Origin of the sequence: Cryobacterium sp. PH31-AA6, from assembly GCF_030063195.1 — a bacterium.
In the GTDB taxonomy this organism is placed as follows: domain Bacteria; phylum Actinomycetota; class Actinomycetes; order Actinomycetales; family Microbacteriaceae; genus Cryobacterium.
Genome location: NZ_JASISS010000013.1, coordinates 15,341 through 33,829, shown reverse-complemented (window position 1 = coordinate 33,829; position 18,489 = coordinate 15,341). Strand labels below are relative to the sequence as shown.

General features: G+C 63.7%; 14 protein-coding genes. 3 read left to right on the top strand and 11 right to left on the bottom strand.

From position 1 onward, the window contains the following. Positions 1-55: 55 nt before the first annotated feature. From brxL to QMG61_RS10460, 11 genes are all read right to left on the bottom strand, one after another. Entirely contained in the window at positions 56-2,113 is a 2,058-nt protein-coding gene (gene brxL / locus QMG61_RS10510) for a protease Lon-related BREX system protein BrxL (protein WP_283494280.1), read from the bottom strand. Beyond that, entirely contained in the window at positions 2,110-4,443 is a 2,334-nt protein-coding gene (gene pglZ, locus QMG61_RS10505; protein WP_283494279.1) for a BREX-1 system phosphatase PglZ type B, read from the bottom strand. Before pglZ ends, brxL begins: the two co-directional genes overlap by 4 nt. Next, the gene (locus tag QMG61_RS10500) at positions 4,440-7,688 is read right to left on the bottom strand and encodes an Eco57I restriction-modification methylase domain-containing protein (protein ID WP_283494278.1); all 3,249 of its coding nucleotides are present in this window, start codon (positions 7,686-7,688) and stop codon (positions 4,440-4,442) included. Before QMG61_RS10500 ends, pglZ begins: the two co-directional genes overlap by 4 nt. A 2-nt stretch (positions 7,689-7,690) precedes the next feature. Continuing rightward, complete coding sequence (gene brxC, locus QMG61_RS10495) at positions 7,691-11,146, bottom strand: BREX system P-loop protein BrxC (protein ID WP_283494277.1); 3,456 nt, start codon at positions 11,144-11,146, stop codon at positions 7,691-7,693. After that, positions 11,143-11,700: a BREX protein BrxB domain-containing protein gene (locus QMG61_RS10490; protein ID WP_283494276.1), complete on the bottom strand. Its 558-nt coding sequence runs from the start codon at positions 11,698-11,700 to the stop codon at positions 11,143-11,145. Before QMG61_RS10490 ends, brxC begins: the two co-directional genes overlap by 4 nt. Continuing rightward, positions 11,697-12,308 carry a hypothetical protein gene (locus QMG61_RS10485; protein ID WP_283494275.1) on the bottom strand — a complete coding sequence of 204 codons (612 nt, stop codon included), beginning with the start codon at positions 12,306-12,308 and terminating at the stop codon, positions 11,697-11,699. The genes QMG61_RS10490 and QMG61_RS10485 overlap by 4 nt, the downstream gene beginning before the upstream one ends. A gap of 271 nt (positions 12,309-12,579) precedes the next feature. Further along, complete coding sequence (locus QMG61_RS10480; RefSeq protein WP_283494274.1) at positions 12,580-12,771, bottom strand: helix-turn-helix domain-containing protein; 192 nt, start codon at positions 12,769-12,771, stop codon at positions 12,580-12,582. Positions 12,772-13,220: 449 nt separating this feature from the next. Continuing rightward, entirely contained in the window at positions 13,221-14,342 is a 1,122-nt protein-coding gene (locus tag QMG61_RS10475; protein WP_283494273.1) for an alpha/beta hydrolase family protein, read from the bottom strand. Between the two features lie 26 nt (positions 14,343-14,368). Continuing rightward, a complete protein-coding gene (locus QMG61_RS10470) occupies positions 14,369-15,388 on the bottom strand; it encodes a DUF6545 domain-containing protein (RefSeq protein WP_283494272.1) in 1,020 nt (339 codons plus the stop codon). Next, positions 15,385-15,849: a hypothetical protein gene (locus QMG61_RS10465; RefSeq protein ID WP_283494271.1), complete on the bottom strand. Its 465-nt coding sequence runs from the start codon at positions 15,847-15,849 to the stop codon at positions 15,385-15,387. Before QMG61_RS10465 ends, QMG61_RS10470 begins: the two co-directional genes overlap by 4 nt. Before the next feature lie 19 nt (positions 15,850-15,868). Continuing rightward, entirely contained in the window at positions 15,869-16,339 is a 471-nt protein-coding gene (locus QMG61_RS10460; protein ID WP_283494270.1) for a hypothetical protein, read from the bottom strand. Between the two features lie 259 nt (positions 16,340-16,598). Here QMG61_RS10460 and QMG61_RS10455 point away from each other — a divergent pair, with 259 nt between their 5' ends. Genes QMG61_RS10455 through QMG61_RS10445 form a run of 3 tightly spaced genes read left to right on the top strand, consistent with a single transcriptional unit; the run spans position 16,599 to position 18,149 of the window. Further along, on the top strand, positions 16,599-17,657 hold the full coding sequence (locus QMG61_RS10455; protein WP_283494269.1) for an ArdC-like ssDNA-binding domain-containing protein: 1,059 nt from the start codon (positions 16,599-16,601) through the stop codon (positions 17,655-17,657). Further along, positions 17,657-18,031, top strand: coding sequence for a bifunctional DNA primase/polymerase (locus tag QMG61_RS10450; protein WP_349358298.1), 375 nt, complete (start codon positions 17,657-17,659; stop codon positions 18,029-18,031). Before QMG61_RS10455 ends, QMG61_RS10450 begins: the two co-directional genes overlap by 1 nt. Further along, positions 17,928-18,149, top strand: coding sequence for a DUF6112 family protein (locus tag QMG61_RS10445; protein ID WP_502847028.1), 222 nt, complete (start codon positions 17,928-17,930; stop codon positions 18,147-18,149). The genes QMG61_RS10450 and QMG61_RS10445 overlap by 104 nt, the downstream gene beginning before the upstream one ends. Positions 18,150-18,489: the final 340 nt, after the last annotated feature.

The following is an 18,489-nucleotide window of genomic DNA, read 5'->3' as shown; positions in this document are numbered from 1 at the left end:
CACGCGAGTTGTCGCGACCTCAATCTGCAAGACGCGTGGGGGCAGGATGGGCAGATCACTCGTCGAGTGCTTTGACAAGCGCGTCCTGGGCGTCACTGTAGAAGATGAACGACACCTTCGTCGCGACTTCGTCACTGACGTCCAGGAGCTGACGACGTGCGGACACCGGCAGAAGCAGTGCGGAAGCGCCCTTCTCCATCGCGTGCTCGGCGAGCGTCGCGGCGTTCAGTACCGTCTCGACCCCGCCACCGAGGGACAGATTGCCGACCGCGATCAGCCCACCACGCACCGACCGCTGAAGCATCGCGGAGGCAAGTGAGAGGAGAATCGGGAGGCCGAGGCCGGCTCCGGTCTTGGCAGCATCGAGGGCTCGGACCTGAGCAGTGAGGTTGTGCTCACGGGGGTCGCGGTCGCCCACGAGTTGTCTCGCCTGGGCGACGAGGTTCTGCTCGGCGACCTTAAAGCTCTCGCGGAGCGTGGCAGGCGCGGCCTGGTTGAGCAGCCCGCGTGCGCCCGAGCCGGGCGTGTCAGCCGCCTCGATCCGATAAAGCCCGGGGCCGGCATCACCGCTGCCTTCGGAGATGGCCCAGACCTGACCTGGCGGCAGCGGGTCGATGCCGATCGAGTCGGGACTCGCCAGCTCGGGGGTCGAGACGAACTGCTCGACGCCCTCGCCGAGGCGGTAGCCGAACTGCGTGTTCCGGAATTCGGCCGCACCGATACGCCGCTGCTGCTCCTTAACGCGACGACGGGACTCCAGCGCGATGCGCACCGCCCATTCGAGGTCCTCGTCGGAGATAGCGGACTCCGCGTCGGGGTACAGCAACTTGAGTAGCCCGTCCACAGTCTTGTTCACCGCCGAAAGGTCACGGCCAGACAACGCGTCGGAGTAGTTCACGCGACCTTGGATCGACGTAAGCCGCGACTGGTCCCGGAGTCGTGACCAGCACTCGGAGAGGAAGTCGCTCACGAGCCCGAAGTGGTGGGTGAAGTACGTGGGATTGAGCTTCGGAACATCCCAGCCCGGCAGGTAGGCGTGGATGCGGTCCATGAACGCGGTGTCGTCGCGCATCTCCGGCGGCAGGGGCGAGAGCAGGTGGCCGATGCGCTGTTGATGAGCGACATCAACCTCGAAGTTGCCGACCAACACGATCGAGCCGTCAGCACGGATGGACTCACGTCCGCGGGAGAACTCGCCCGACTCCATGTAGCCCTTCATGATGTTGACGCCGTCCTTCTGGTCGAAGGAGACTCCGGAGACCTCGTCGAAGCAGACCACGTCGTACTGCGCGACGAGGCCGCGCTGCCCAGTCGCGTTGTTCACGAACATGCGGGCGACGGTCGCCTTGCCGCCTGAGATCAGATGCGCGTACGGCGATACCTGCTGGAACAGGTGCGACTTGCCCGTGCCGCGCGGTCCCAGTTCCACCATGTTGTAGTTTCGCTGCACGAACGGAACCATCCGAAGCAGCAACACGTCCTGCGCGCGGTCGCTGAGCTGCGCGGGCTCGAATCCCACCGATCGAAGCAGCAGGTGCTTCCACTGCTGGGTCGTGAACCGTGAGCGTCCGTCGGCCAGGCGCGAGAGCGTGTCACGAGTCGAGAGCTGGATCGGGCGCAGCGAGCCGATAGCGAAGGGCTTGCCGTTGTTCTCGTCCGCGATCGCAGCGTCGTAGAACAGGTCAACCTCGGCGTAAAAGCCACCAGTGAGCATGCGCTCGTTGTCGCGGACGACGGCGTCGTCGATGCGCACGTCGCGGAGCCCAAGGCTCGGCAATTCAGCGACGTAGGCGTTCGACTTTGCGTCGAGCCGAGCTTTGACGAGGTCGATGAGCTTGATCGTCATTCGCTCGCGAGCGCGCGACTTGAACAGCTCCTCCTCGCCTGCGCGCACGGTGCGGTCGGCGAGCAGACGTCGCACAACCTGGAGGCCCTCTTCGATCTCCTCGGGATCGGTGGTGGCGCAGTAGCGTCCGATGAGGAACTCACCCACGTACGTAGGGACCGGGTAAGCCCCCTTGAACTGCTGCGCGAGATCCTTGCGGACGACGTAGCCTTCGAAGGCCGATGCTGCGGTCTCGTCGATCTCATCCAGCGTGATCGCCTCGGTCATTCGGCGCCTCCTACCTTGGTTTGTGTTTGGGCCAGAACCCCACCGTTCGGGTCGAGAAGCACGACCCACGCGACAGCCCCAGCGGGGGCCAGTTCCTCATCGACGAGCACTTTGATTTCGCCCGGCTCCGCGGGCGACTTCGGGCCGCCCACGACACTTGACGCGTCGGCGGGGCGGAGCCGGATCTCGGCGACGATGTCGGCCTCCGCGGGGCTGTAGTCGAGGCGGCATCGCTGTCCGGTCCACCGGACGGCCTCAACCTGGACGGGCGCAACGGCCTTATCGCCGCGCGCCACCGTGACGACCGGAATCACACACTCTTGGAGGCTCAAACCGCCGTGCTCGTAGAGGCGGCCCGCCTCGAACGCAGCGGTTCCTGGCGCGCTCACCATGTCGACGGACGAGTCCCAGGTCCAGGGCAGGATTGGGAAGTCCGGGCGCGCCGCTGCGGCCTTCAACCTCGCCACACGCGGCTTGCGTGCCGCGTCCCCTTCCGTGACCTGCAACGGCAGAGTGACTTTCTGCGCTGCCTGGCCGGGCAAGAGGAACCCGTGATCGGTGACGATGACGACATTCCGCCACCCCGCGTCGAGCAGCCCGCGAACGCGCTCTGCAACGAGGTCGAGCTGCTGGTCGACGAGGTCCGCGAGCGCATGTCCGTGCGAATGGCCAAGCGAGTCGATCGAGCTTGTCTGTGTCCATGCCTTTCCGGTCGGATCTCCGACCCCGGCGGCGTCCCACTCAAGGAACTGAACACCCGCGCTCGCGAGTGCCGAGCGCAGGACCGCGCCCTTGAGTGATCGGCCCTGGTCGTCGGCTGCGTCGAAGGCGGTTCCGCCGCCCACGGTGATCGCGATGGGGGCCACCGCCGGCTGCCCGGTCGGCGTCACGCTGGGGAATGCGGCCAACCGAGTCTCTACGGCGGCGTCGAGCGGTGACAGCCGCCGAGCCACGCGTGTAGCCAGGTCGAAGCGAAGCGCGTCGACGTAGACGACGGCAGTTCCCGCTCCGATGTCGAGGCCGGTTTGCCCGTGATAATTGGTCACTGCCGCCTTCTGGAAGGCCCGCGCCGACTCGTCGACCCAGGGGTCATAGAGCGCGCCAAGCGCAGTGGCCACTGCGGCCCGGTCTTGCGCGGTCTTGGCCGCCGCGATCGCTCGCAGTGCGAGGTCGTCAATCATGTGGCCCTCATCGCCGTACCAGGCGACCTGAGTCTTGAGGTCTGTCGCAGGTGTGGCGGTCGCCGCGCGGTCTGCCAGTTCGGCGAAGTGGCCTACGGCCCGTGCGAGCGGCGCCTGCCCGAGGGCCGCCCAGACGTTGTCTTCCCGCGCCGCGTGTGCGGCAGCGAGGTCCTTGACCCGATCACCCGGGTTCGGGTGAGTTGCGAGCGCACCGAGTGCAGTCCGCAAGGCCTCCTCCTGGTCGCGATTCCATGAGGGCCACGAGTCAGGATGCGGGTCGGTGTCTCCAAATAGCGGCACGACAGAGGGGCGTGCCTGATCGAGGAGGTTGGCGATGTTCGGATAGCGGGCGGGATTCTCCGCGAACCGCTGCCAAACCGCATTCCACTCCCCAGCCCGGCTTCCGAGTTTGCTGGCCGCAGTGAGCGCGCCGTCCTTCTCAGGGCTGAAACCGTAGACGGACCTGCAGGAGGCGATGAGTGCCTGCCATCGCGCGCCCTCAAGTGAGCTTCGCACGGTGACCGGATCATCCATCCATTCAAGGAGGGTGCGCACCGAGTCATCGAGCACGAGGTGGTGCAGGCGCGACGAGTCGAGACGCCCCATGCGCTTGAGGTCATCGATGTCCTCGAGGAAAAACTTGTCAAGCACCTGCGCGAGGGCCGCCTTTGTCGCGGCGTCACCAGCAATGTCTAGCCCGGCACCCTGCTTTGACAAGAGGAACGAGTGCGGCGTCCAAGGCGTCTGGCCGTGAGCGGAGGGCCACCAACTGGAGCGGATCGCGATCTCGGCGAGCGGCGCGAGTGAGTCGTTGAGAGCCGATGCCTCGGCCACGGAACTTCGGCTGATACCAGGCAGATAGATCACCCACGGGTTGCGGTCATCACGTGCGGCAAGATGCGACGGTAGTTCCGCTGACTCGGGCGAGGCAAGAACGGCTCGAAGCCAGAGCGCCGGGCCCTGCGCAGCTAGGGGGTCGTGCTCGCCGAGAACGAGGATGGGCACCGCCTCCTGAAGGCTGCGGATCACCGGCTCCCATGTGCGCTCGGGGTCGGCCCACAGCACAGCCGCGGGAGCAGAGTTCACCCCCGCGTTGAAGGTTGCGGCATCACGGAGGGCCTTGGCGACTACCGCACGGACGAGCGTCATTCGGCAGCCTCCGCGGCTTTCCGGGCTGCACGGCGCTCATCGAGCATCGGGTGCAGGTCGTTGTGACGCTCTGACCCGTCGGGGTTCATCCCGCGATCCTTCCGCCAATGAACGTTCACCTTCGACCGGAGCACGTCGGCGGCCACGAACGGCCGGATGTTGAGCCGCACGCCATCGTCTAGTTGGGGCTCCCAGCCGATTGGTTGCTGAGTCATGGGCTTCCACCGCACGTAGGTGTCGTAGGGAGGTGCACCTTCGAGGATGAGCTTGAGCCTGCGCTGGAGGCCCTCAGCGGCGGCCAGGCGCGCATCGGCACCCGCCCGTTCTGCGCGAGCCTCATGCTTCTGTCGGTCGACCCAGGCGCCGAGCGACGTGAAGGTCAATTTCTCCAGCGTCCGTCGGTCGAGGTTGTGGTAGTTGACGATTGCCGAGAACCCGTCTTTCCGACCATCCCAAATGTGCCACAAGAACGGCCGGTTGTCGAAAACCTTGACATGCTGAGCGAAGAACGAATCGCGAAGCCAGTCCTCAAGCCTCCCGTTCTTGCCACCTGCATCGGTGACGAGCTGGCGTTCGAGGTTGCTCGACCACTCGCTGCCGTAGGCTGCCGTGAGAAATCCACGGAGTCGCGTCGCAAGATCCGGTTCTCCAGGTAAAGCGACCAGAGCCGCAATGCCGTCAGAATCGACCAGAGCATCGATTGAGTCACCATGAGATTCCGGCCACTCATAGCCTAGAAGGCGAGCCACAGCAACTTGGAGAGGATATGTCGATGTCGAAACGCCACCATCGAATATCCACAGAGTTGGATCGAAAGAAACGGGTGTCGGTAATCCTTCTGGGAAAAGCCGTGCCGCTTCGTTGCGCCAACGTTCAACTTCGAATGGAAGTTGAAGCAGAGTTTGAGGCGAACTCATTGCAAATCCAGGACTAATCTTCGCAAGTTCATCACGGAGATTCCCAGAGAGGGCGAATGCAACCAATGCCAAGTGATCCTTAGGGTCAATCGGAACGATTGCGAAAGATCCCGAGTCAAATCGGTCGCCAAGATATATGGCCACTTTCGCGCCAATCTTACTTACCGCAACGCCTGGTCGACCCCACAAAGGCTTCCCTCTACGCCAGTTCTGAGCCGCGTGATTTAGGTGTTTCACTGAATCGGCTAATCGCGCCATCTCACCGACTTCAGATTCCCACAGTACGACCTTCTTTCTACCAGAATAGAAACCCTCTCCATCGGGCGAGTGCTGGAGAAATTCCCAGCCGTCTCCCAAGTTCGGGATCTCCCAAAAATATCTGTCGAACCGTTGACCATCACCGGCCTGCATACCATTCCTGGCATCCGCGATATCCCCGACCACGGACCCGATGGCGCGCTCAGGTTTACCGTCGTTGCTCGCCAGAGAGATGCGCGAATCCAGTGAAGTCAGCCACGACGACTGTTGAAACTTAACTAATGAGGTGGATCTCAATGCGGCCGGCTTCTCCGAGAGGGAACTCGCCGAAACAACGAGCGTAGGCACACCCTGGTCAGATGATCGCTTGGCATCACCAATGGTGAGCACTGGGTTGACCCGCAGTGGGGTGTAGAAGCTGTTGTCACCCAGAAGTGCAAGGAATCTCAATGCATGACGTTCGAGCAAGTATCCCCTGAACTTTCGTCCGGCCCTGTAGTGCATCCAGTCACTTGGAAGGACTACAGCGAACGAACCAGCTCTATCGAGCATTCTGAGCGAACGAATCAGCATCACCAGAGCGAGCTCACGCTTTGCAATATCGAAGTTCGCTTTGATGAAAGACTCCAGAATTACGGATTGCTTCTCCAATCCCAAAAATGGAGGATTTGTAACCAGTAAGTGATAACTACCCGCAAGCAATTCAGAGGCAACTACCACGTCCTCTGCGGTGTGGCCAAGCACAGTACCCGATGTTTGTTCAACCCCGAGCGCATCGGCCAAAGCAAGTCGCACCCGATCCCACCCAACGCCGATGCTCAAGTCCGTGGAAAAAAGGTGATCAACCTCGCCTACTGGATGCGGATCGATTAGGGAACCGAGCGTATCCGCGTTCCGGAACAACGAGTGAAGGCGAGCCATGACTTTTCTTAGCTCCGGGTCATCTCCTGCCAGAGACTCCCACTCGGATAGAGCAGCCCGGATAGGAACCCCAGAGCAAGCGATCTGAGGTGCTGGTAACTCGCGGAAGCCGCCTTGCTTCCATGCTTCCAGTGCAACGTTGAACGTTGCGATCTGCGTGCAGCGGGGGTCGAGTTCCAAACCGTGAAGATTGTCCCGGAGCACCGCGTCTTGCGCTTCGGCCGGTGTCAGTCCCTCCTCCTCGGCACGCATACGCCAGAGCATTCCGAACATGGCGACGAGGAAATGTCCAGACCCGCAGCAAGGGTCCATTACCCTCACATCGGCGGCACGCTCAGGCCAATCGCTGAACGAGCCCGCGGCGGGAGTGCCGTCCTCGTCGCGACGGAGGTACTCCCACGCGCCGACGAGCGGCGACTCGGGGTGCCGCGCCGCCCACCATGCGCCGAGCGAGTTCTCCAGCAAGAAGCGGACCATGTAGTTCTCGGTGAACAGCTGCGTGACGGGAGACAGATCAGCGCCACCGATCTTTACCCCAGAGTCATTCACCCGCTTCTTCTCGGCCGTCTGCCAGAACTGATACACCCAGCCGAGCGCGTCTTCGGTCGTGAATACCTCAGCGGGGATCTCCAGCAGCAAACGCTCCAGCGTGTTCCGATGCTCAGCCGCGAACCGCACCTGTACCGCAGGGTCGGTCAGGCGAAAGACACCGGGCAGGATCTCCGAGGCGAAGCGAGCGGCAACGGCCCACGCGTCGGGTTCGCCGAGGTCGGGCGCAAAATCGCCGCAGTCTTCCAATGACAACGGGATGTCGCGGTACTCGGGGTGCCGCAGGAGTTCGTTGACCTCCAGGAAGCGCGCAAACAGCAAGCGGTGCCATTGCTCATAGGCGATGTCATGAACGAGGTTTGTGAGGGGCGCGCCCGATCGCGACGTGTCGTCGCCGAGTTGCCGGCCCTTCTCCCGAAGCGCCAGGCGAAGCCCGTTCTGCTCCTCGCTCAGGTAAGCAGGCCGGCTCGGTTCACCGACCGCGAGTGCGCGCAGAGCGTCCTCGGCCGCGCGCTGTGCCGCCTCGCGGGCGCGTTGCGTCTGGGCATCGAGGAAGCGCCGTTGGTCGGAGTTCAGGACGGTAATCGTGGCTTCGGTCATGATCAGCCCTTCACCACGACGGTGTCATTGCTGCTCAGGGCTTCGAGAAGCTGCGACCGCAGTTCGTCGATGTACCGCTCGACCTCGTCCGAACTGCTCAGGCTCGCAGTCGAGACGGTGACCGTGACGGTCGACGCCGCCGGAGTCGTGAGTCGCAGAGCTGCTTCCAGAGCGCGCGATGCACGCTGCGGGATCGCGTCCAGTTCCGCAGTCCACCCTTGGAGAGGTCGCGCCTGCGCCGCCGCCAGCACGGTCGATGGATCGGCGAGGTTGGGCTCCGGCTCCGCAGTGAGGTGATGGTCCGCGAGGAGCGACGCGCGTTGCGCTGGTTCAAGCGGCTTCCATACAGACTGTGCTTCGAGGCTTTCGACAGCCTGCTTGCGGGCGTCCCTCAACGCGCCCGCGGCTGAGTGGATCGCGTCGCGAAGCGCGTCGGCCAGGTCCTTGACGATCGGGGCGACAGGGTCGGCGTCGGCGAGCAGATCACGGCTTGCGACCAGTGCGTCGAGGCGGTTGCGTACAGCAGACGCGGTCTCTAATCCGGTAGAGGAGGTGGCGAGCGTGCGTGCGAGCGCCAAGGCTGTGGCTCGGCTCTTGCTGCGGCGCTCAAGCTCCCCGAGCTTGTCGCTGAAACTCGTGAGTTCGTCTTTCGCGCCTAGTAAGGCGTGCACTCGGTCGTTGCCGGAACTGCTGATGATGATCTGGATGTTGCTCGGGACGCTGATGTCCGGGAGCGGCGCCGGTCCGCTCACGTCCTTAGCGCGCTGAACGAGCGACTTCACGGCTTGCTCGACCGCCGAGACGAGTCCATCGTTATCGGTCGGGAACCCAAGGGCGCTCAGCACCTGGCGCCCCTGAATCTTCTCGGCAGGCTTGAGAACTGTCACTTCACGGCGGAGCTGCACATTGCCGAGGCGGGTCTGCTTGAGTACGTCGGTAGTCGTTGCTTCGCTGCCGTTGAGCGTCGCTCGGATCACTCCTGTGTCAAGGAGTACACCGAGGGCAGCCATGAGCGCGTCCCTCGGCCAGCCGAGCGGTTTCGAGGTGACGGCCTTCTCGACGTCGTTCGCGGAGGTGCCAGCCGAGCCGATGTGGCTGAGTACCTCTTTGATGACGCGATGCTGCTCAGCGTCGGCGTCGTGATGGACGGCCTTGAGGGCATCAACCGCCGACCCGCTCTTGACCCTGGCGATCACCTGCGGCCAGCGATTGTCGTCTGCCTCGGCGAACCGCGGGAAGAGCCGCGTCGCGGCGTCCTGCGCGCCAGCTTCGATCCGTTCGCGCAGGCTGACTCCGCTGGGTGCCGTCCCGCCGCCGAGGAGAACGTTCGCCTTGGAGATGACGTCGCGGACATGGGCGTTCACCTGGTCCGTCGCGCGGTTGAGGCGGGTCTGCATCGCACTTCTGGCTTGCTTGCCCTCATCGTCCTGCGGAATGCCCTGCTGGTCGATCACTCGCTGTGCTGCGAGCTTGTTGCGGACCGCCGCTGCGAACGCGGGGGCCTGAAGTCGGGGAACGTGGACGAGGATGATCGGCGAGTCGACGCCAAGGCTGCGGGCGGCCTCATCGAACTGCTTCGCCGTGATTCCTTCGTCCCACTCTGAGCGGAGCCACACCGGGATCGCCTCGGATTCGGGCGGGAGCGACGCATCGGCGTGCAGGGCAAGCTTGCGCGATTCCTTGGCGCGCCCCTGCTGGATCGAAGCGGGCAGCGACCGACCGACTTCCGAGAGCAACAGCGAATCACGCTCGGTGCTAACCTCGCTGTCGGTGACCTGGGCGTGGTGCCTGCGGAACGCCTCGTCCCAATCGCGGCCCGCCTTCGTCTGAAGACGGAACTCCTCGCCGTCCTGCTGGATGATGCCCTCCTCGGCGAGCGCTTCGAGCACGGCAGGCACTTCTCGCCGAAGCCTGTCGCCATCGTGGGCGAGGTCTTCGACGAGCAGGTCGACGAGATGGTCTGCCGAGGCGCGCACGCCGATATCCCCGTGCCCCGAGGTCGGGAGCAGACCGATGAGATGGATCAGGCCGAGGACGCGCCCACGCAGGGCGTTCTTCTGCCACTGCTCGTGGATCAGCGTCTGCGTTTCTTTGAGGAGCAGCCCCGCGCCGTTCAAGTCTTCGTTCTTCTGGGAGTAGAGGAAGTCCGCACCGACCACGGTGCCCAGTGACTCGGGCGCAACCTTGCGGTTCGCCTCGTGCACGATTCGGAGCTGGGAGCGCAGCTGTCCGGCGCGGCCGGCGTCGGCCTGGCGGAGCACGCTCTCCCAGAATCGACGCCGCACAGGAAGCAGCGGGTAGTCCTCGGCGAGGTCCTTGTCGTCCTCAGCGGTGTGCTGAATCTTGCTTCCGATGAGCTGCCGGGAAATCTGCCCAGCGACCGACGCGAGGGTGCTGTCGAGACCCGGCTTCTTCGCGGGCTCCTTGCTCAGCAGCACGCGACGGACGACAGCATCGACATCCTGATTCTTGAGCACGACCTTGACGGTGAAGCGGTCCTGGATCTTCTGGAGTGTCGAGTCCGCCGTCAACTCCTGCTGACCCGTGGCGACGAGCAGCACGCGACCATCGAGTTCGCGGGACACCGACTCGACGAGATTCTGCACCTCCATAGCGCGGCCGCCGTCGCCGCTGATGTACTGCTGCACCTCGTCGAGGACGATCAGCGACGGCGGGATCTGACCACCGCCGACGTGTTCAAGGATCTTCTTGAGCAGCGCGACGGTCTCGTCAGTGGAGAACGACCGCGTGTCCGGCGGGAACTGGCTGCGAAGCGCGGCACGCACATCCTTGGCTGATGCGGCGAACTCTGCGTCGGAGGCGAGGATGGCGTTCGCGAGCCTCGTGCTGAGGTTGTACTCGCCAAGTTCCTCGATGAAGTCCCCACCGTTGGTCGTTATGTGGTCGTGGACGGCGGCGAGGTACCCGTTGCCCGCAAGCCAGAGAGCCACCTGGGCGGGCGCGACTCGCGGAGGCAGCCCGGCCGCCCCGAGGACGATGGAGAGGAACACCGAATTGAGGGTGTCGCCGCTCCGGTCGAGCGCGCCTGCGGCTGCCCACGGTGCGGCGCCATCCCGGCGGCCGAGCGTGGTCAGCTCCGTCAGCTGGTCCTGGATGCCTTGCGGGATGTTGCTCAGGCCCCGCGCGGTCGCACCGTTCGGGAAGTTCGTGTCGGCCCACAGGTGCTGAAGCACACGGACGAGGTGGGACTTGCCGCTGCCGTAGAAACCCGAGACCCACACGGCAGGCTGCGTCGTTCTGTTCCGGTGGCCGACGTACGAGTCAAGGATGCGCTGAAGGCCGTGCTCGTACTCGCCCTCGCAGACAAAGCTCTCGAGCTCGTACTTGAGGACATCCCACTGGTTGGAGTCCTCGGGACGGTCGACGTTGGTGACACCGTCGTTCGGAATCTCGAAGCTCAGCGGGTGCCGAATAAACAGGTCATTGTTGATCGTCACGTGAGGTCCTTCTGAGGATCGATGACGCGGGCGCGGTAATTGAACCCGTCGCGCGCGTCGAGCAAGCGGAATGAGTGAGTCTCCGGGTCGTGAAGTCCTGGGAACAGCACGAGGAGGCGACCGGTCACAGCGGAATCGACGGACTTGATCACGCTCGATGCTCGAAGGAACGGGAATATCGATCCAATTCCGACTAACGCCACGACGGCGTTCGCGGGAGCCGCTTCGAGTGTCTGCCGGATGCGCGCGACAAGTGTAGCCTCGAACTGGTCGAGGATCGACTGCGTGAGGTCGCTCGGCTCCTCGTAGAACGCCTCCGCGTGCCGGTGTGACGACAACCAGCGCCCGAAGTCGTCGGTGACGTCGAGGACTATCCAGTCGCGGCCTGCCTGGGTCGTTGCCAGCCCCAGGTTCGGTAGCGAGTGCCGCATTTGCCGTTCCAGGTCCGGCGGGTAGACGAGCATCCAGACGCGCTCACCGCCCGAAACGTTGTCCTTCCAGGTCAAGGACAACTCGGCTCTGAAGGCATCGACGAGATCGGAGACGCGGCTCATGCCACGCCGCCCAATGCGGGGAATGACACGTCAACCACGTTGCCCGCTACGAGCAGGTCCAGGAGTCCCTGGGTGTGCGCGTTGCGCAGCGCATCCAAGGAACGGCCGGGAGCAATCTCGAGGATCTTAGACCACGGGTTATCGAGGACGCCAAGCCCGCGTCCGCCTGCCAGGTGCCCCAGGTAAGCGGCGTAGGCGATGGCTGCCGGTTGGGCGTTCACGGCAGTGCGAATCTTCTTGGCGCGCCCGGCTAGATGGCCGGTTTGGGTCCAACAGGCACCGGTGTTACGACCGGTCTTTCCGAGTGTTGACTCCGACAACTCGCTGCCGAACTGTGCTGTTATGGCTTCGGTGAGATCAGCCGAGGTAACACTCGCCCCCGCAGGCAGGCCAGCTATCGCACCAAAGGAAGCGCGGAACACCTCATCTCGGGTGAAAGCCAAGAGCCCGGCCAGGAGCGGGCGAGACGAGCGATCGAGATCCCAGAAGTGCCGCAATGCGGTGAACTCTGTGCGACCCGGGTCGAGGAAGTACAGCTCGCGCAGGTGGCGGAACGATCGGAGCCTCCCCGATTGTGTTGGGCGCCCGAGGACATTGCCATCGACCACGGCCTCACGGTACCGATCCGCGGAAGCGTCCAATGGCACTGCCTGCAGAAGCTCAACGAGATGGGAAACGCCGATTGTGTGGCTGGCGGTCGTCCGGAGCGTACCGAGGGCAAAGCTGTTCCCAGCAGTTTCGGAACTCGTCATCGCTCAGCGTTCACCCCCTCGCACACAGATAGTGGATCAATTCTCAACAGCTTGGGGACTCCACCTTGCACCGTGGCACCCTTCTTCAAAGATCCCACTACATCAGGAGCCTCCGACAATCGAGCAATCACGAGTCACCCTCTCCCGTCGTTGCACCGCCGCGGCGAACCCAGTCGTCGATCTCGCTCGCTTGGAACTTCCAGAGCCGCCCGATTTTGTGGGCGGGCATGCCCTTCTCGGCGATCCAGGTGTAGACGGTGTCCTTGGTGACGCCAAGATGCGTCGCAATGTCGTCGGCAGACATCCATGGCTCGGTCACATCGCACCCCCATCTCGACCCGCGCAGGCCGACATTCCCGATGATATAGGAGTGACAGCGGGTTGAGTAGGGTTTTTGCCGGTGTAATCGGGCCGACTAGCCTGACGGGCTCTGCGTTCGTCACACCGTCATATGATCCGTACGCCAGCAACTGACGGTAGAGCGCCACCGTTCAGGGGCGGATTTCCACGCAAGCGCGTACCCTGCGTGACCTTCTCCAGCTCCGTACTAAGCGTCTCGAACGCGAAGATCGAGAACGCGGATGCAGCAATTCGGACCTTCGAGCCCGAGGTGATCTCAGCCTTCAGGTCGCCTCCAAGCAGATCCATAACGTTGTTGATGATTCGCAAGCTGTCAGTTCCGCACCTTGGCCCGGTCTGCTATTTCGTCCCCGGCGGCACACGGATTGTGCGGGACTCGCGCGGCGTAATGCCGTCAACGCATTTCGTTCAACCTCCCATAGCCAGCGATGCCAGCCACGACGAGACGACTGTCCGCCAGCGATTTCCCTCCGAGTTCCAGCTCATCGTGTGATGTGCGTCGAATGCTTCGAGGGTGACGATGTCAGGGCGCAGTGTCCTGAGATGGCTGGAGAGCTCGAACGGCGACGACGTGTCGAGGGTGCCATGAAGGATGAGCGTCGGCACGGTCAACTCGTCGGCCCGCGCGATCCAGTCAAATCGTCGCAGATCGACGGGGTTGGCGAGACCCGACACTTGTGCACACGGCCGGAAGATGAGCCACGGGATAGCGAGTATGCCGGACCATGCTGGTAGACCCGATCGCGCGCAGTTGGCCTTGATCGTCGAGACCCAGTCGAGAACGGGCGACTCAAGCACCAGTCCGGCGGCGATTCCGCGAAACTCAGACTCGGCGGCGAGCTGCAGTGCGATTGCCGCACCCATCGACCAGCCAAAGAGAATGACGCTGCCGGCACCGTTCTCGCGGGCAAAGCGCACGGCCGCTCGCACATCATCGATCTCGGCGGCGCCGAGCTCAGAACGACCAGTACCCACGGTTGGACCTTCACCGTCGTTTCGATACGTCACGACAAGGGACGTCAACCCGGCTTGCGAGGCGACCTGCACGCCACGAAGCGTTCCGGCGCGCGTGCTGCCGAGACCGTGGATATGGATAGCCCACTCGGTCGACGGGGTGCCCTGAGGAGCGACAAGCCATGCGGGCGCCGGGCCGACATCCGTCAATATCTGGACATCCGTGGCCTCCAGGTCGGCATCCTCCGGGCTGGAGAAGACGATGCCGCTCCAGGATGCACGTTGGCCGGCGGCCAGACCCTCGCACGGCTCCCCCAACACCTCGCGCCCGATCAGACGCGGCCCACGGTCCTCGACTTCGTGCGACAGCCGAACCAAGCCGCCGGTCTCAAGTAGGAGACAGTAAAGGCCCGGCGCGGCCGTGGCGGGCGTGCGGTCAAGGACGACGATGGGTCGCTCCCCCGAGTTATCCACGTCTCGAATCGTGAGCTCGTACGTTCTACCGCTGGCCGGGGCGGTCAGGCGCCTTGCGATCCCCAATCCGAGGCCGCCGAACGCCAAACCGCCGGCGGCCACCGCCCCAGCCACCACCCAACCGGCTCTCATCGTCGTTGCTTTCCTTCTCCGGTCGTCGCTGGCGAATCTACAGGCTCTGCGTCGGTCGCTCCGGATCCGAGGAGGTGGCGTTCGGCGCGCTCAACGAGTTCTCTGTCCCCGTCGCGCAAATCAAACGACACCCGAGTGTCTATCATCGCGTCGCGGATCTCGACGACCTGACGGTGGAGCAGCGTCTCGGGCTCGCCGGCGTGGAACCCCGCCTGCTCGTTCTGGCTGATGCCCGGTCGTACCCTGGTCGCCACTGCCCAAATCGGCTCGAGCTCTTCGACAAGCATCCGCGTCATCCGTTCACGAGATCGCGCTTGCAAGGTGCGGGCGGCGGGCTGGCCAGCGAACCCGAGACACAGGAAGACGATTGCCAGCAGAAAGACTGGTTCATACGCGACGGCGACGGATGCCATCAGGCCCAGGTTGCCGGCCACATGGGCGACATCCAGGGTGATGACAATGAGGCTCAGCACGACTCCGAAGATGCTTCCGATCAGCAGGGAAACCGGAGGCAGTCGTTGGGTTCCAGCGCTGCTACGGCGTTGCCGCGCAGCAAGCACGGCCATCGCCGTGAGGACGATTCCGTAGTACAGGAATTGGATCATCGAGTAGGCGGCAGCTACTGGTTGAGCGCCGAGGTCACGCATGAAGCTGGTGGTGGTCTCACCACGATCGATGAAAGCGAATGTGGCGACCGCGCCGACGAGTGCGGCAACCAGGGCGAACCGGTTGAGTGCGAGGCGCACGGCCCATGGTTGATGCTCGGAGGCCTTCAATACTCCGCGACCGAGGAAGAAGACGCCGACCATCAATGCGACGTCCGCCACCAGGGTCACCAGGTTGGCGCCGCCGACGAACGAGTCGAGGGCTCGATAGACCAGATCGATATTCAGCGTCATCGAGACCGCGATCGTGAAGGCCGCGTAGGTGATGTTGCGCTCGGCATGACCACGCCGCAAGATGAGCAAACTCGCAACGAGCAGCCACATGAGGACGGAGACGAGGAGAGCAGTCACCCGAAGATCTCCAGATACCGAGAGCGGTACATCGCCGATCCCCTGATCGCCGCGGCAAGGTGATCGGCGAGCGTCTCCGCGATGATTTCCTCGGGAGTGTCCAGATCCTGTCGCCTGAGCAGCCGTCGCCGGGTCTTCGGCGGAATGTCGGGCAGCAGAAAGTCGGGACCGTCGGGATCGTGATCGAAGTCATGGCCGAGGATCATGTGCGCCAGTTCGTGCAGCACGAATTGCTGCCGGTGCAGCGCCGAATCGCTGTGCGCGTGAAGCACCAGATCTTCTTCAGGCGTCATGAGCCAGACGGCGCACAGTCCGTCGTGAGCGCCGAGGTCCGCGAGTTCGACGATTCGCAGTCGACGTCGCCGATAGCGTTGCACGGCTCCGACGAGCTGGTCGAAAGTGAAGTTATCGCCAAGTGCGAGTTCGTGAACCGCCGCGGACGCGATTACCTCATTGTTCACTGCCGCGTCACTTCCCCTCCTACGTCTGTATGGCTCCAACGTCCTCAGCGCCGTCGCGTACTGCCGGCAAGGACTGTGAGATCTCCGCGTCCAGGAATCTGCTGATTGCCTGAAGCGCGTTGGGGGAAATGTCACCGAGGGTGCGAGCCGCATACGTCTTCACCCGCGCAGAACGCATTGCACGCACGAGATCGAGTTGTGCGCTCACCTTGGCAGGGGTCTCTGCGCCGGCCTGGCCAACGAGAAACTCGGCGTCGACATCGAAGAACTCGGCGAGGCCCTCGAAGAGTGGACGGTCTTGCACGTACCGGTGGCCATTCACCATATACGTCCATCGCGACCTCGAGAGGTTCATGCCGCGATCTGCGAGGAAGACAGCGATCTGGGTGAACGTCGGCTCACTCCCCGTTTCGGCGACCGCGACGTCGAGCAACAGCCGGAGGCGCTTCGCGAGATCCTGGGCGGCGGTCTTGCTCTCGATATCGGTCATGTGCGAAACCTTTCACCCCGGGCCAGGAATGACATTTATGGCGAACGGATGCTCGGGTCATTGAGAGTGCCCAATCTACTCGTTGAGCATGACCAACGCAAGGATTGCGCATGCTCAAATCGGGTGGTAAAACGAATCTTGAACGGAATTTGAGCATGCTCAATGCGTTGTTGCCTCGCCGCGCACCCTGGCGTGGCCAGGCGCACCTCTGTGTCAGCCACCCGTGCGGGCGTGGCAGCTAATCGGAAAGGTGATCGCTGTGTCAACGAAGCCGCAGTTGCGACAGGACCGGGATGCCAAGCTCACGGAACTCCACGAACAACTGGTCTCCTCCGTCGAGGCACTGGTCACCGGTGACGAGTGGAAAAAAGCGCTCGAGTTCGCTGCCCGGTTCCGAACACGATCTTTCAACAACACGCTCCTGATCTGGACGCAACATGCGGCCGCGTACGAACACGGCCTCGTTCCAGGCGCACTCCCGACCTACGTCGCCGGATTCAAGCAGTGGCAGACGCTCGGGCGCCGCGTCGTCGCCGGCCAGAAGGGGTACCTGATTCTCGCGCCCCTCACCGCACGCTTCGCAACCTCCTCCCCCACCGACGCAGGCTCATGGCGAAGGCTCGACCGCAACGAACGCCCTCGCGCGGGTGAGGTCGTCCGCCAGCGAATGATCGGCGTCAGGGCGGCCTACGTGTGGGACGTCTCGCAAACCGACGGCTCACTGATCCCTGAACGTCCCGCCCCGGCACTTCTCACCGGCGAAGCCCCCAGAGGCCTCTGGGCTGGCCTTGCAGCAATCGTGCATAACGCGGGCTTCGCCCTCTCGACGGCACCGGATGCTGCCGCGCTCGGCGGCGCGAACGGACTCACCGACTTCGAACGTCGGACGGTCTCGGTGCGCGCCGATATGGATGCCGCGGCCCAGGTGAAGACACTCGCGCACGAACTTGCACACATTCACCTACACGCACCCGACGCCGGCACGGTCTCGCACCGCGGAATCGGCGAGGTCGAGGCAGAGTCGGTCGCCCTGATGATTGGCGCGGCACACGGGATGGATACGAGCGACTACACGATTCCGTATGTGTCCTCCTGGGCCAGCTCGGTGGAGGGCAAGACCGCATCCGAAGTGGCCTTGGAGACGGGCGAACGCGTTCGTCGCGCAGCCGTGGTGATCCTCGACCAGCTTCAGACGGACCAGATCGGGGCCGGCGATCCCCCAGAATTCGATCGGTCACAGCCAACCCAGAATCTGACCACCGGAGCGACGGCCCCAGCCGCCTTGCCGATCGAGCGGCTCGTGGCCCGGAGCCTCTGATGAGTATCGCTGCGGTGCTCATGGCCACAGCCGGACTCCCCGTGCGGGACGCCGCGCTTGCCTTCGCCCGGGCGGGCACCCCTGTCTTTCCGTGCGCGACGGGCGGCAAGCGCCCACTGACGCCGGCGGGCTTTCACGATGCGAGCTGCGACATCAGCCAGGTGCGAACCTGGTGGGCTCGGTGGGCCGGCGCGAACATCGGGATACCAACGGGCGGCAGGTCGGGAATCGACGTCGTCGACATCGACGTGACCGCCACTGATTGCGGAATTGCAGAGTATCGTCGGCGCTCTGCTGACCTTCGTGCTCATCATGGCAGTGCTCATGATGATCATCAGCGGGGTCACCTGGGCTCTCGCCTCGGCGAACGGTAACTTTCAGACCGCCACCCGGGCACGGATGGGGGTGTGGGTCGCCTGCGGAGCAGCGGCCCTCGCGGGCGGCGGCGTCGCCTGGGTCAACTTCCTGCTCGACGTTGGTTCGACTCTCTGACGGTCAGTCTCCACGGCCTTCTGCGAACGAATCGACCACACGCACTTGACTGGATTTGGGTTCAATCTCGCCGAGGGCCGCCATAACCGTGAACTATTGGCAGCCAATGGGCGTCGCCGTGTCGACGCCGCCGTGTCGACGCCGCCGCCGTCCAAGTTGGGAAAGCGCACTAGGGTGCGTCACAACTACACGAATTGGGGCTGACATCGAAACTGAACTGCCAACGTGGCTGTCATTCATCACGGCTCAAACAACGAGCCGCCACGCGCTTCAGCAGAAGGCTATGCTCGCGCACGCGTGGACGTCGTCCATGCTGTGGCTAACCGAACCCAGCCTCAAC